We start from the raw sequence: 14,026 nt of genomic DNA, 5'->3' as shown, positions 1-14,026 counted from the left end.
CGTGTAGCATAATTCAGAATGTTAGCGGATCATTCAACATGTTGGAAACGAGGTTCGACGGTGAATCATCTCCGCAGTGCCGATTGGTACGAGGGAAGCGACCGCAACGCGTACATCCATCGCGCGTGGATGCGCCGCGGGAACCCGGAGGACGCGCTCGACGGCACCAAGCCGCAGATCGCTATCGCCAACACCGCCTCCGACCTCACACCGTGCAATATGCACCTCAACGAGGTCGCGGAAAGCGTGAAGCAGGGCGTCTGGGCGGCGGGCGGTGTGCCGTACAACCTGCCCGTCGTGTCGCTGGGGGAGACGCAGGTGAAGCCCACCGCGATGCTATGGCGCAACATGGCGGCGATGGCGATGGAGGAGATGTTCCGCGCAAATCCGATCGACGGCCTGGTGCTGCTGGGCGGCTGCGACAAGACCATTCCTGCGCTGCTGATGGCCGCGGCATCCGTCGACATCCCGGCGATCGTCGTCCCAGGCGGCCCGATGCTGACCGGTCACTTCCTCGGTCAGGCGCTGGGCTGCGGCACGGACGTCTGGCGGCTGAGCGAAGAAGCCCGTGCCGGGACGATCTCGAACGCGCAGTTCATAAAGTCCGAGCAGTCCATGATCCGTAGCAAGGGACACTGCAACACGATGGGCACCGCGTCGACGATGGCCGTCGTCGCCGAGGCGCTGGGCATGACCATCCCCGGCTTCGCGGGGACGCCCGCCGCCGACGCGCGGCTGCTCTCGCTGTCGCACGACACGGGCCGGCTCATCGTGGACATGATCGCGGCCGGCCGCAAGCCCAGCGACATCATGACGAAGGATGCGTTCCTCAACGCGATCATCGCCGTCGCGGCGGTTGGCGGCTCGACCAACTCCGTCATGCACCTGCTGGCGATCGCCGGACGGCTGGGCGTCCACCTGACGTTGGAGGACTTCGACGCGGCCGGCAGCGGAGTCCCAGTGCTGGCGAACCTGCAGCCGAGCGGCACGTTCCTGATGGACGACCTCTATCGTGCCGGGGGGCTTCTCGCGCTCCTGACGCAGGTGAAGGACATGTTCTACCCGCAGGCCATCACCGTGACCGGGAAGCCGCTCGTCGACTACCTCGTCGATCATCCGGTGTTCGACGACACGGTCATCTTCCCGCGCGACGCCCCGCTGATGGACGATGCCGGCATCGCGGTGCTGCGGGGCAACCTCGCGCCGCGCGGCGCGATCGTGAAACCCGCCGCGGCCACGCCGGCGCTGCTGCAGCACGTGGGACCGGCCGTCGTCTTCGACAGCGTCGAAGACATGCGGGCGCGCATCGATGAGCCCGGCCTCGACGTGACCGCCGACTCGGTGCTCGTGCTGCGCGGCTGCGGCCCGCGCGGCTATCCGGGCATGCCGGAGGTCGGCAATATGCCTCTGCCGCAGAAACTCCTCGCGCAGGGCGTGCGCGACATGGTGCGGATCAGCGACGCTCGCATGAGCGGAACCGCATACGGCACGGTCATCCTGCACGTCGCACCGGAGGCCGCCGCCGGGGGGCCGCTCGCATTCATCCGCACCGGCGACATCGTCACCGTCGACGTCGAAAACCGCATCCTGAGCTTCGACGTGACCGACGAAGAACTGCAGTCCCGCAGCCAGAGCCCCACGAGCGAAGCGGCGTACGCGTCACCGGTGCGCGGCTGGGCGAAGCTCTACGTCGACCACGTCATGCAGGCCGACACCGGCGCCGACCTCGACTTCCTCGTCGGGTCCAGCGGCGACAAGGTCAGCCGTGAGTCGCACTGACACGGCGTCGCGGGCCGATCTCGACGATCAGACCGCGCTGGGCCGAAGTATCGCCGGTGTGCTCGCGCGCGAAGGCGCGGTTTCTGTCCGCGCGTTCGACCGCGTGGTGGCGGCCGTCGATGCCTCGCACTACCTGTTGACGCCGCGAGCTGTCGTCACACCCACGGGCATCGACGAGGTCGCCGTTCTGCTGGCGTATGCGAATGCGGCGGCGGAGCCTGTCACCTTCCGCTCAGGTGGCACCAGCCTGTCGGGCCAGGCATCGACGGGGCACATCCTGGTCGACACGCGCAAGCACTTCCGGTCCATCGAGGTGATCGACAAGGGCGAGTGTGTGCGCGTGGGACCGGGCGCGACGGTGCGTCAGGTGAACGCCCGGCTCGCGCGCCACGGTCGTAAGCTCGGCCCCGACCCGGCGAGCGAGACCGCCTGCACGATCGGCGGGGTCGTCGCGAACAACTCCAGCGGGATGGCGTGCGGCACCGCGCAGAATACGTACCGCACGCTCGAATCCGCCGTCATCGTGCTGTCCAGCGGGACGATCGTCGACTCGGCGGCGCCCGACGCGGACGAACGGCTCCGCGCGGCTGAGCCGATGCTCTGGGAGTCGCTCGGCGCGTTGCGAACTCGTCTGCTCGCCGACCCGACGATGCGCGACGAGGTCGAGCGCCAATTCTCGATCAAGAACACCATGGGCTATAGCCTCAACGCCCTGATCGACCACGAGACCCCGGTGCAGATCCTCACGCACCTCATGATCGGCAGCGAGGGCACTCTCGGCTTCGTAGCCGAAGCCACCTTCCGCACCGTTCCGCTCCACACGCACGCGGCGACCACCCTGCTCGTCTTCCCGACACTCCACGACGCGACGGACGCCCTCGTCGCCATCGTCGACTCTGGCGCCGCCACGGTCGAACTGATGGATGCCGCCTCCCTGCGCGCCGCGCGAATCGACCCGGAATCGGCATCCACCCTCCCTGCTTTCGAGATCGGGGACCACTGCGCGCTGCTGGTCGAATACCAGGCAGCAACCGCTGAAGAACTTCTCGCGCTCACCGAGCCTGCCGAACTCCTCTTCGCCACCCTCCCACTCGTCGAACCGCCCGTGCTCTCCACGAATCCCGTTCTCCGCGCAGCGCTCTGGCATATCCGCAAAGGTCTCTACGCCACGATCGCCGGCGCCCGCCCATCCGGGACAACGGCGCTGCTCGAGGACATCGCGGTGCCCGTCGCACGGCTCTCCGACACGTGCGCCGGTCTCCAGCGGCTGTTCGAGATCCACGGGTACGGCGATGCCGTGATCTTCGGCCACGCCAAGGACGGCAACATCCACTTCCTCATCACAGAGGACTTCGACGACCCGGCGAGCGTGGTGCGCTACCGGGCGTTCACCGAAGACCTGGTCGACCTCGTGCTCGCGGCCGGCGGCACGCTCAAAGCCGAGCACGGCACAGGCAAGATCATGGCGCCCTTCGTCGCGCGGCAGTACGGCCCCGACCTGTACGCGATGATGCGCGAGGTCAAGCGCGCTTTCGACCCGGCCGGCATCCTGAACCCGGACACGCTGCTGACCGACGACCCTGACCTGCACCTGCGTAACCTCAAGTCGACGCCGACGGTCGAATCCGAGGTCGACCGCTGCGTGGAGTGCGGCTATTGCGAGCCGGTGTGCCCGAGCAAGGACCTCACGACGACGCCCCGTCAGCGAATAGTCGTGCGCCGCGCGATCGCCGAGGCGCACACCCGCGGCGACGTCGCCCTCACCAGGGAGCTGACTCAGGCGCAGGAGTACGAGGTCCTCGACACCTGTGCGGTCGACGGCATGTGTCAGACCGCGTGTCCGGTGCTGATAAACACCGGTGACCTCGTCCGGCGTCTGCGCTCGGAGACCGTCGGGACTGTCGAGAGCGCGGTGTGGAACACGGCAGGTAGGGGTTGGGCGGCGACGACCCGCCTCGCATCGATCGCGCTGAGCGCAGCATCCGCCATTCCCGCGCCCGTGATCCAAGTGCCAAACAGGGTCGCGCGCAGCGCACTGGGTCACGACGCGCTTCCGCTGTGGTCGGCAGACCTGCCCAAGGGTGGCGCGCGTCGTGCCGCCGGGCGAAGCGGATCCGCTACGACGTCGGTGGCTGCTGTCTACTTTCAAGCCTGCGTCGGCACCATGTTCGGACCTGCCGAAGGCGGACCGGGGGTGGCGGTCGCGTTCGAGTCGCTCGCGGCCAAAGCCGGCATCGCGCTGGTGCGACCCGACGAGATCGGCGGACTCTGCTGTGGAACGCCGTGGAAGTCGAAAGGCATCCTCACCGGCTACGCCGACATGGTCACCCGCACGATGGACGCACTCTGGAAGGCATCCGACCACGGCGCTCTGCCGATCGTGTGCGACAACTCGTCGTGCTCGGAGGGACTCGTCCTGGCGCTCGAGAAGGCGACCGTCGCGCACCCGGAGTATCACGTCATGACGCTCGTGGACGCCGTCGACTTCGCCGTCGAGCAGATCCTGCCCCATATCTCGGTGGCCGACTCACTCGAGAGCATCGTCGTCCACCCGACCTGCTCCAGCACGCGCGCGGGCTCGAATGCTCACCTGCTCGAGCTGAGCTCTGCCGTGGCCAAGACAGTCACTGTCCCCGAAGACTGGGGATGCTGCGCATTCGCCGGCGACCGCGGGATGCTGCACCCCGAGCTCACCCGGAGCGCGACGGACCGCGAGGGGGCTGATGTCGCCCGGTCGGAATTCGACGCCTACGTCTCGTGCAACAGGACGTGCGAGATCGGCATGAGCCGCGCGACCGGCCACCCTTACCAACACGTCCTCGAAATACTCGACCAGCACTCAAGGAGTTCCCGATGAAGCGCGCCATCATCACCGGCGGGGAGAGCGGCCTGGGCGCCGCATGCGCCGATCGTCTGCGAGCCGACGGCATGGAGGTCATCACGTTCGACGTGTCACCCGACGCGGACTGCCGGGTCGACGTCACCGATCCGGCGTCGATCGCGGCCGCCGTGGCGGCAACGGGGCCGGTGGATATTCTGATCAACAGCGCCGGGATCGTCGGCCCCAACAGGCCCTTGATCGACACGGATGCGGCGGGATGGGAGCGCACGTTCGACGTCAACGTGCACGGCACGTTCCGGGTCATTCAGGCAGTGGTCCCCGGCATGGTGGAGCGCGGCTGGGGTCGCATCGTCAACATCGCGAGCATGGCGGGCAAAGACGGCAACCCGAACCTCAGCGCCTACTCCGCTTCCAAGGCGGCGGTCATCGGACTCACCAAATCCCTGGGTAAGGAGCTTGCCAAAACCGGGGTGCTCGTCAATGTGATCGCCCCGGCCGTGATCGATACTCCGATGAACGCCACGACCTCTCCGGCGGTGCTGCAACACATCACTTCCCTCATCCCGATGGGCCGGGTGGGCCGGGCCGAAGAGGTGGCGGCGCTGGTCGCATGGCTCAGTTCCGAAGAGTGCAGCTTCTCGACGGGGGCCGTGTACGACATCAGCGGTGGCCGGGCCACCTACTAGGGAGGAGCGGACGTGACCGAATTCGACGGAGCCTTCGCGATCGTCACCGGAGGAGCGAGCGGGATCGGCGCAGCAACAGCGATGCCTCTCTCCCGTCGCGGCGCCTGGGTGGCCGTGCTGGAACGCGACGTGACGGGGTGCCGCGAACGTACTTGAGCGTGCTGTGCGACGTCACGGACACGGCACAGGTGAACACGCCGTCGCCGCCGTGGTCGGTCAGTTCGGAGCGCTCGACATCGTGATCAACAACGCCGGCATCGCCGCAGGTGGCGACGGGTCGCGAACGGCAACGAGGAGTGGCGTCGCGTGCTCGATGCGAGCGTCGTCGGCATTGCCCGTGTCGCGCGCGGCGCTCTTCCGCACCTGCCGCCTCCACCCGCGCAGCCGTCGTCAAAACCGCGTCCGCCGTAACTGGCGTCGGCGTGCCGAATCGGGCGCTGTACTCGGCGAGCAAGGGCGCCGTCTCGGCCCTGACGTTCGCGATGGCGCCGACCACGTCGGCGACGGTTCCAGGCGCGATCGTCTACTTGGCTTCGCCGCTCTCGGCGTCGACGTCAGGACCCTCTCCTCTCCATCGACGGGGGCATGGCAGGTCTGAGGCTGCCGTCTCTGCCGCCGTCAGCGGCAATGGACTGAGCTGCACGAGTCGGGTCCCAGACAGCACGGCAATGGTGTTGACGGCGGGATAACGACTTTGGCCACCCGCGAGACCGCTTTCAGCCGGAGGAGGGGCGACCAGACGTCGTCGCCCCGATCTTGAAAATGCGCGCCATCGTGGCGAATCTCGCCGCGTCCAGCTCCGAGTCGTGCGCATAGAAGCCGTGGCCGGTCTTGGCGCCGAGCATGCCGGAGCGCACGAGGGCGCTGAGCTGCGCGCTCGGCTGAGCGCTGTTACTCAGTGCCGGGAAGAGTTCGGCGCACACTTTCTCCCAGATGTCTAGGCCGCCGAGGTCGGCCACGCCGATCGGTCCGGCCGCCGCCCACCGCGGCGCGAGCCCAGACGCCACGATGTCGTCGATGGCGGCCGGTGATGCGATGCCGTCGTCGACCAGTGAAAGGGCTTCGCGCAGGATTGCCGCCTGCAGCCGATTCGCGACGAATCCGGGGCACTCCTTCCGCAGCAGAACGGGGTGCCGCCCCATACCGCGGAGGAGATCCACGATCTGACCTGTTACTGACGTTGCGGTCGCAGGCCCGGGAACGATCTCGACCAATGGCACCAGGTGCGGGGGATTGAAGAAGTGCGTGACGAGGAATCGCTCGGCATTGCGCACCGAGGGTGCGAGGACACTTGGCATGAACGTGGAGGTGTTGGAGGCGACGATGCCTTCCGTGTAGGACGACATCTCGGCCAGGACGGGACGTTTCACATCCACGTCTTCGGCAACCGCCTCGACAGCGACATCGACATCTCGGACGCATTCCGCGATGCTCGACGAGCGCGAGAAGTTGCTCTGTCCCGGCCAGCCCTGCCAGTCGGGCGCGACCCCGTCTCGCCGAGAGTCGAAGCCCCGTACCTCGCAACCCTGCGACGCGAACAGCTGCGCCAGAGCGAGGCCCATCGTTCCCAGACCCACGATCCCTATCACGGTCATGCGAGGACCCCGAGGGATGCCGGGAGAGAGGCGGGGCAAGTCGTGCGGAGATCGCCGCCAGCCTGGCGGCCCGAGCCTGTCCACACCTCAACCGCCACAGAGTTCACCGCATAGCCTTTCATCAAATGAAATATGCTTCCAAATGTAAGAATACTCCAAGAGGCTCGATCAATCAAACGAAGCCACGGGGCGGCTTCCAGCGCGTGGATATCGAGCCTGGGGAGACTGTCGACGTCTCGTTCGGCGTGTCGATGAGTCAGCTCGCCTTTCTCGATGCGGAACTGCGCTGGCGAGTGGAAGCGGGTGAAGTGGACATCCTGATCGGCGCGTCCTCGGCCGATCTGCGTCTGGCCGACGTGGTCACCGTCACTTCGGATGCCCTGGTCGATGGTGCGTCCCGGGCGCTTTTCGCCTCCGCGAGCGTTATCCGAGGCGTAAGAGTACCTGCCCCCGCCCGCCACTCACGAGAGGGTGCCGCGAGCCCGATAGCCTGAGAACACAGGAATCGAGCACATCGAGTGACACTGCTCGCGGTATCGATATCCGTGAGCAGGGGGAACGCATGACAGCTCCGGGTGCGGACGAACGGCTCGTCGGCGCCGACAGGGTTCTCGCGGTGATGGTCGCCCTGGCCGATTATCCGACCGGTGCAACTCTCGAGGAGGTTGCACAGCATGTGGGGGCCACCAAGTCCACCGTTCATCGAGCTCTTGCAACGCTTCGGCGGGCGGGGCTCGCGATGCAGCTCGGACGAGGTGTCTACATTCTCGGGGATGAGTTCTATCGGCTCGCTTTCAGCAGCTACGCCGCCCGCCCAGAGCGAGCGCTGATCCAGCCGGCGATCGAAGAACTCGCTCGGAGATTCGGTGAGACCGTGCATTACGCGGTCCTGGATGGTCAAGAAGTTGTTTACAGGGCGAAAGTGGATCCGCCAATCGGGGCGATCCGACTGACGTCGGTCATCGGCGGCCGCAACCCCGCATACGCCACGGGCGTCGGCAAGGTGCTCCTGGCGGAGGCGGTCGGCTCAGAACACGAACTTCGAGCACTGCTCGGCGATGACTATCCGCAGCGCACACCCCAGACGATCAGCACCGCGAAGGATCTCTGGGCCGACCTCATCCGCACTCGCGATCGGGGCTACGGCATAGACAACCAAGAGAGCGAGATCGGGATCAACTGTGTCGCGCTGCCTGTCAGGCTGGATCCGAACGCGCCCGCGATCGGTGCAGTGAGCGTCAGCGCGCTTGCGTTCCGCCTCCCGCTTCCGCAACTCGTCGAGCGGGTGGAAGAAATTCGATCTGTCATCTCCGCCTTCCGCGGGACATCCACGGATTAGCGGCCGCGGGACAGCTGCCTCACATCGGGACAGCTGTTCCTGCGGCCACAGCATCCATCTCCACGTCCACGGGACCGAGTTCGTCGCCGGACACCGTGAGGACGATGGGACCTTCGCCGATCGGCCGCACGATCGCCAGCGCCCGTCCCTCGAACGTCGTGTGCGTCCCTGTCCGGTAGCCCTCGGTTGTCGAAGGGCGTGCGCTGCCGAACCCCTGCAGAACTCCTGACCCCCGCACCTCCGCGGTCAGTACGCGATCGTCGCTCGTGACAAGTGTTCCGGCCGCATCACGCAACTCCACGGTGACGAAGACGAGGTCCCGATGATCAGCCGTCACGCGCCGGCGATCGGGTGACACTCGGAGAATCGTGTCCCCGCTAGCGGATCGCAGCGTGCTTCGAGCCTGCTCGTGCCCGTGCGAGTATGCCACCGCGACCAGCTCACCGTGGGCGTATGGCACATCGAAAGCGCTCCGGAATGCCACGGAGCGCCCAGCGTCCTTCCTGCCGAGCGAGACGCCGTTGAGCAGCAGCTCGACCTCGTCAGCGTCGGCGTAGACCTCGACGGACAGGACCGTTCCGGCTTCGACGTCCCAGGTCCAGCTGCTCGTCGAGTCCGTCCATGCCCACTGCGTCGCCTGCGCCACCCGTTCGCGTCGGCTGGGACGGAGAACGGCGATGTATGGCCCTGCCGCGAGCCCGAAGACGATCTCGCGATAGTACGACTGCGGTCTGCGATAGCCGGTGAGGTCGAGGTCGCCGCACCACGCCGCGACCCACGGATAGGCGCCGAGGAACGTGTCCTTATCATCGGCGAATGCGTGGCGCCCGAGGCCGACTTCGCCGAGATAGTCGAATCCGGTCCATGTGAAGTCGCCGATCACATGCGGTAGGCGTTCCACGAGATCCCAGCCGAGCGCGATCTGCGCCGTGAAGGTCTCACTGCCGACGATGACGCGGTTGGGGAAGAGTTCTCGATCGAGCTCGTATCGCGCCTCGCCGTAGTTCATGCCCGCGACGTCGAGGACGGAGAAGGACTCCTCGGTGCGCCGTGTGACGAACTCTGCCGCGTTCATGGGATTGGCCACGCCGGTGTCATCGGCCAGCACGTCATTCACACCGTCGGCGGACTCGCGGCTCGTCGCCGCAAGCACCTCTTCGAGCGTGGAGACGATGCCGTTGATGCCGTTCGTGACGTAGCGGGTCGCGTCGAGCGAGCGCACCTTCTCTGCGATTCGCCGACCGAGCGCCGAACCGTGCGGGTCGCCGGTCTCGGGAATCTCATTTCCGATGGAGTACATGATCACGCTGGGGTGGTTGCGGTCTTTCGCGACCATGGCCTCGATGTCGCGTTCCCACCAATCCGTGAAGTTCAGCGAATAGTCGAACGCGGACTTTCCCTGCGCCCACATATCGAATGCTTCGTCGATGACCAGCATTCCGATCCGGTCACAGGCGTCCAGCATTGACGAACTGGCGGGGTAGTGCGAGCTGCGGATCGCGTTGAAGCCGGCTGCTTTGAGCAGCTCGATCCGCCGCTCCTCTGCCCGGCCGATCGTTGCCGCGCCCAGGATGCCGTTGTCATGGTGGATGCATGCGCCGCGCAGGGTCACGACTTCTCCGTTCAGGCGAAGACCGTTCATCGGGTCGAGCTGAAGTCTGCGGATGCCGAAGACGACGGTTCTCTCGTCGATGACGGCATCCTCGCGCTTCGCGGTGACCACAGCGCGATACAGCTGCGGATGGTCCACTCCCCAGAGCGCGGGCGAGCGTACGTACAACCGCAGTCGTGTCACGGCGCCGTCCGCGGCGAGAATGGTGATGGGTGCGGTTGCCTGGGCGCACACGATACCGTCCGGTCCCACCAGCTGGACGTCGACCCTGACGCTGTCGGTGGCGGTGCTGTCGTTGCGTATCGTGACGGCAACTTCGACTGCGGTCACATCCCGCGCCACATCCGGGGTGGTCACCACGACGCCGTCCTCGGCCATGTGGACAAGGTCCGAGACGACGAGGTGCGTGTCGCGAAAGATCCCTCCGCCGCTGTACCAACGGGAGTCGTTGTGTACGCGGGCGTCGACGCGGATCGTATTGGTCTGGCCGTACCGCAGGAAGGGGTCGAGGGTGACCGTGAAGGAGGAGTACCCGTATGGTCGTTGGCCCGCGAGCGCGGAATTGACGAAGACCATCGCGTCGCGATAGATCCCCTCGAAGACGATCGACACTCGCTTGTCCCGCCATTCGACGGGCACCTCGATGGTCTTCGAGTACTCGAACGCGCCCCCCGGGAAGTATGCATGCTCCGGCTCGTTCGTCGGGTCGCGATCGAGGTCGAGGACGGCGTCGTGGGGGAGCGTGACGGGGAGGGCCGGAGGGCGGCTGCCGCCAAGAGCGGCGAAGATGCTCGCCCAAGGCCGCACACTCCAACCCTCGTTGAATGAAGTTTTCGTCATCTCGTTCCTTCACGTTCGATGGGTGATCGCCCGGCGACTTGGCAGAACGGCCCCGGTCCGAGGACCGGGGCCGTTGCTCGCGCGGGTGTCAGCGGTAACCGAGCACGGTCATCGTGACATCGCCCGGGCGGCCGGGATAGCTACTGCTTGTAGGCGGATTGCATGCTTTCGGCCACGCCTTCAGGAGTGGTGTTGCCGAGGAACATCGCCTGCAGTTGCTGGTTCATCGTCGCCTGCACTTCGGTTTGCAGGGTGGGCAGCGACACGCCCTTGTTCTCCGCGATGAGGGCTGCGAACGCTTCGAGCTCTGCCGGCGGCGTGTACTGATCGTTAGGGAGAACCGGAACCGACTTGAAGCCGTCCGCGTAGATCGCCGAGGCCTCAGGGGAACCCAAGAACTCCATGAACGCCTGGGCGGCCGAGGGGTTTTTCGCCTTCGCATTGATGGTGTTCACGAAGCCCGGCAATGCCGTCACGAATGTCTCGCCGTCGTTGTTCGCCGGAACGGGCGCCACCACGTAGGAGTTGTCGGGCCCGGCGGCAGACAGGGTGGCCAGGACGGCGCCGACATCCACGATTCCCAGGGCTTGACCGGCGGCCACGGCGTTGCCGCCCTGCTCGCGGGATCGTCCGAGCGCGCCCTCGCCGAAGCATCCGGCGTCCCAGAGGTCCTGCTGAATCTCGAAGATGTCGACCCACGGGGAATCCTGGTACGTGATATCTCCGCTCGCCAGCTGCTCGTCGAAGTCGGGCATCTCCTGCTCGAGCAGCGTTGCAGTCTGCGCGAACGGGAACATCTGCGGTCCGGCGGCGGCCTCGCCGAGTCCCTGTGCGTAGGCGTACACGCCGGCATCGGTCGCGTCCGCGCAGAGCTGGAGCACCTCGTCGAGTGTGGTGGGGATGGACAGCCCGAGTTCATCCATCTTGGTCTGGTTGTAAATGCCGGCCAACGGCTGCAGCGCACCCGGATAGGCGTAGACCTCACCGTCGTACGTGAAGTCGTTCGCCCACGCCTCCGGCAGGTCGCCCGCCCACGTCACCTCCAGGGGGAGGATCAGTCCGTTGGCGGCCAACGGCGCCACGTTGTCGGCGTTGTCCTTCGGGTCTCCGCCGGGGAACGAGGTGAGGATGTCGGGTGCGGTGCCGCCCTGCAGCTGGGTCATCACGAGTTGCGCGATGTCCCCGCCCTGGTAGTCGAAGTCAACTGTGACATCGGGGTACTTCTCGGAGAAGGCTGCTGCGATCTCCTCGTATGTGTCCTGGAAGATGGAGGAGAACACTCCGGTCAGCGTGCCACTGACTTCGCCATCCGACGGAGCTGGCGGGGTGTCTCCTCCGCCCGAGCAGCCCGTGAGCACGAGTGCCGTGATTGCGACGACGGAAGTTGTCGCGGCTAGATTGCGGATCTTCATCGACCTAGTTCCTTATCTGTGAGTGCAGTTCTTGGTGGTGGATCCGGCTGGGTGCCGGACGTCTTGTTGCGGTCAGCATCGGGTCGCTTAGCCCTTGAGCCCGCCCGCGAATCCCCGGATGACGTAGCGCTGGAAGATCAGATAGAGCGCCAGGATTGGGATCATCGAGATGATCAGCGCCGCGAAGATGAGCGGCCAATTCGTCGTGTACTGGCCGACGAAGCTGTAGATGGCCAGGGGGATGGTGGACTGTCCGCTGCCGGCCAGGTAGATGAGGGGCGTGAAGAAGTCGTTCCAGATGCCTACGCCATTGAGGATGAACACCGTACCGATCGCGGGTCGAAGCAGTGGCAGAACGACGTGCCAGAAGGTGCGCACGTGGCCGCAGCCGTCGATGTGGGCGGCCTCCTCGAACTCGATGGGGACGCTCGAACGGAGGAAAGTCGTCAGAAGGAAGATCGAGAAGGGCATGAAGGCGCCGGAATAGATGAATACGAGCGCCCAGATCGTTCCCAGAAGCCCGAGATCGCGCATCTGGATGTAGAGCGGGATCATGGCGAGCTGGAACGGCAGGAGCAGGCCGATGAGGAAGGCGTAGAACGTGACGGTCGACCACCGCGACGTCGAACGAGCGAGGGGATACGCAGCCATCGTCGCGAACGCCAGCAAGACGAGGGATGCCAGTACGGTCACCAGGATGCTCATGAAAATCGACTGCGGCAGTGTAGAGCCGTTCCATGCCTGAATGAAGTTGTCCAGGGTCGGCCGAGAACTGGGGAGCAGCCCGGCTGATAGATCGTCCGCGGGCTTGAACGCCAGATTGATGAGGATATATACCGGGACGAGGAAGATCAGCGTCGTGATGTAAGCGGTGCTGTTCGCGGCGATGCGTCCCGTTAGCGAGGTCTTCACGAGTTGCGCTCCTGCCTCCGCAGAACGCGGAACTGTATGAGGGAAAGGATGGCGACGCCGATTGTGAGCACGACTGCGAGTGCGGCAGCGCGGCCGTACTCACCGAAGCTCGAGAAGATCTGGTAGATCAGCGTGGAGATGGTCTGTGTCTGGTTGCCGGGCCCCCCGTTGGTCAGGGAGATGATCTGATCGAAAATCTTCAGCCCGCCGATCAGGCCGATCATCAGGTTGATCGTGATGGCGGGTGCGAGAAGCGGTCGAGTGATATACCAGAAGCGCTTCCAGTAGCCGGCACCATCCAGCGCTGCGGCTTCGTCGAGTTCCTGGGGCACGCCTTGCAGGCCGGCGAGATAGATGATCATCGTGCCCCCGGTGTACTGCCAGATCACCGTGACGATAATGATCCACAAAGCCGTTGTCGGGTTGCCGAGGAAGTCGACCTGCGGCAGACCGACGGCCGCAAGAAGTGCGTTGGCGGCGCCGATGCCGGGCGGGCCGAAGATGTACTTGAAGAGGTAGCCGACGACCAGCGCAGACACCACCATCGGCGCGAAAATGATCGTGCGAAGGACGTTCCGCCCGAACACCGCACCGTGCAGCAGCAGGGCCAGCCCGAGCCCCAGAACGTTCTGCGCGATCACGACGACGATCGCCATGAAGAGGGTGCGGATAGCAGCCGGGCCGGCCTCGCCCTGGAATGCTCTGACGAAATTGTCGAGCCCGACGAAGTCCGGCGGGGAGTTGAGGAACGACCAGTTGGTGAACGAAGAGAACATGCCCACCACAGACGGGACGATGACAACGTAGGCGTAAACCACGATGGCGGGCAGCGCAAACCACCAGAGTCCGCGGCCCACGGTGCTGGACCGCCTCCGGCGACTCCCTTTCAGGCTGTCCCTGGTGGATTCGGGCGCCATGCGCACTGGGGGAGTAGTAGTGGTCACCGTTGACTTCTCTTCTATCAGTTGGAATGTATTTCCATGTGACGACAGGTTACTCCGAGGCTATC

11 protein-coding genes are annotated in these 14,026 nt (G+C 65.6%); 6 read left to right on the top strand and 5 right to left on the bottom strand.

What is annotated here, in order from left to right:
* Positions 1–60: 60 nt before the first annotated feature.
* The 4 genes from MJ607_RS14505 to MJ607_RS20250 are packed head-to-tail and all read left to right on the top strand — an operon-like array spanning position 61 to position 5,463.
* Positions 61–1,779, top strand: a complete 1,719-nt coding sequence (locus MJ607_RS14505) for an IlvD/Edd family dehydratase (protein ID WP_243076321.1) — start codon at positions 61–63, stop codon at positions 1,777–1,779.
* Complete coding sequence (locus tag MJ607_RS14500; protein WP_243076320.1) at positions 1,766–4,636, top strand: FAD-binding and (Fe-S)-binding domain-containing protein; 2,871 nt, start codon at positions 1,766–1,768, stop codon at positions 4,634–4,636. The genes MJ607_RS14505 and MJ607_RS14500 overlap by 14 nt, the downstream gene beginning before the upstream one ends.
* The gene (locus tag MJ607_RS14495; RefSeq protein ID WP_243076319.1) at positions 4,633–5,307 is read left to right on the top strand and encodes an SDR family NAD(P)-dependent oxidoreductase; all 675 of its coding nucleotides are present in this window, start codon (positions 4,633–4,635) and stop codon (positions 5,305–5,307) included. The genes MJ607_RS14500 and MJ607_RS14495 overlap by 4 nt, the downstream gene beginning before the upstream one ends.
* Positions 5,308–5,319: 12 nt before the next feature.
* On the top strand, positions 5,320–5,463 hold the full coding sequence (locus tag MJ607_RS20250; RefSeq protein ID WP_308193843.1) for a hypothetical protein: 144 nt from the start codon (positions 5,320–5,322) through the stop codon (positions 5,461–5,463).
* Positions 5,464–6,023: 560 nt separating this feature from the next.
* Here MJ607_RS20250 and MJ607_RS14485 read toward each other — a convergent pair.
* A complete protein-coding gene (locus MJ607_RS14485) occupies positions 6,024–6,902 on the bottom strand; it encodes a 3-hydroxyacyl-CoA dehydrogenase family protein (protein ID WP_243076318.1) in 879 nt (292 codons plus the stop codon).
* Between the two features lie 125 nt (positions 6,903–7,027).
* Between MJ607_RS14485 and MJ607_RS14480 the strand changes: the two genes are divergently transcribed.
* Positions 7,028–7,396: a fibronectin type III-like domain-contianing protein gene (locus MJ607_RS14480; RefSeq protein ID WP_243076317.1), complete on the top strand. Its 369-nt coding sequence runs from the start codon at positions 7,028–7,030 to the stop codon at positions 7,394–7,396.
* A gap of 68 nt (positions 7,397–7,464) precedes the next feature.
* A complete protein-coding gene (locus tag MJ607_RS14475; protein WP_243076316.1) occupies positions 7,465–8,241 on the top strand; it encodes an IclR family transcriptional regulator in 777 nt (258 codons plus the stop codon).
* Between the two features lie 19 nt (positions 8,242–8,260).
* Here MJ607_RS14475 and MJ607_RS14470 read toward each other — a convergent pair whose 3' ends face one another.
* The 4 genes from MJ607_RS14470 to MJ607_RS14455 form a co-directional block, all read right to left on the bottom strand.
* Positions 8,261–10,693: a glycoside hydrolase family 2 TIM barrel-domain containing protein gene (locus tag MJ607_RS14470; RefSeq protein ID WP_243076315.1), complete on the bottom strand. Its 2,433-nt coding sequence runs from the start codon at positions 10,691–10,693 to the stop codon at positions 8,261–8,263.
* 140 nt (positions 10,694–10,833) lie between these two features.
* Positions 10,834–12,105, bottom strand: a complete 1,272-nt coding sequence (locus MJ607_RS14465) for an ABC transporter substrate-binding protein (protein WP_243076314.1) — start codon at positions 12,103–12,105, stop codon at positions 10,834–10,836.
* Positions 12,106–12,192: 87 nt separating this feature from the next.
* The gene (locus MJ607_RS14460) at positions 12,193–13,017 is read right to left on the bottom strand and encodes a carbohydrate ABC transporter permease (RefSeq protein ID WP_243076313.1); all 825 of its coding nucleotides are present in this window, start codon (positions 13,015–13,017) and stop codon (positions 12,193–12,195) included.
* Positions 13,014–13,961, bottom strand: a complete 948-nt coding sequence (locus tag MJ607_RS14455) for a carbohydrate ABC transporter permease (RefSeq protein WP_243076312.1) — start codon at positions 13,959–13,961, stop codon at positions 13,014–13,016. The genes MJ607_RS14460 and MJ607_RS14455 overlap by 4 nt, the downstream gene beginning before the upstream one ends.
* Positions 13,962–14,026 lie beyond the last annotated feature (65 nt).

It is taken from the genome of Microbacterium sp. SS28 (genome assembly GCF_022761035.1).
Lineage (GTDB): Bacteria > Actinomycetota > Actinomycetes > Actinomycetales > Microbacteriaceae > Microbacterium.
This window is presented reverse-complemented; position numbering and strand designations above follow the sequence as displayed.

What these genes read in the sequence shown, in the direction of transcription:
- MJ607_RS14495 (WP_243076319.1), top strand. Translation starts at nt 4,633, where the DNA reads ATGAAGCGCGCCATCATCACCGGCGGGGAGAGCGGCCTGGGCGCCGCA.
- MJ607_RS14485 (WP_243076318.1), bottom strand. Translation starts at nt 6,902, where the DNA reads ATGACCGTGATAGGGATCGTGGGTCTGGGAACGATGGGCCTCGCTCTG.
- MJ607_RS14480 (WP_243076317.1), top strand. Translation starts at nt 7,028, where the DNA reads ATGAAATATGCTTCCAAATGTAAGAATACTCCAAGAGGCTCGATCAAT.
- MJ607_RS14475 (WP_243076316.1), top strand. Translation starts at nt 7,465, where the DNA reads ATGACAGCTCCGGGTGCGGACGAACGGCTCGTCGGCGCCGACAGGGTT.
- MJ607_RS14470 (WP_243076315.1), bottom strand. Translation starts at nt 10,693, where the DNA reads ATGACGAAAACTTCATTCAACGAGGGTTGGAGTGTGCGGCCTTGGGCG.
- MJ607_RS14465 (WP_243076314.1), bottom strand. Translation starts at nt 12,105, where the DNA reads ATGAAGATCCGCAATCTAGCCGCGACAACTTCCGTCGTCGCAATCACG.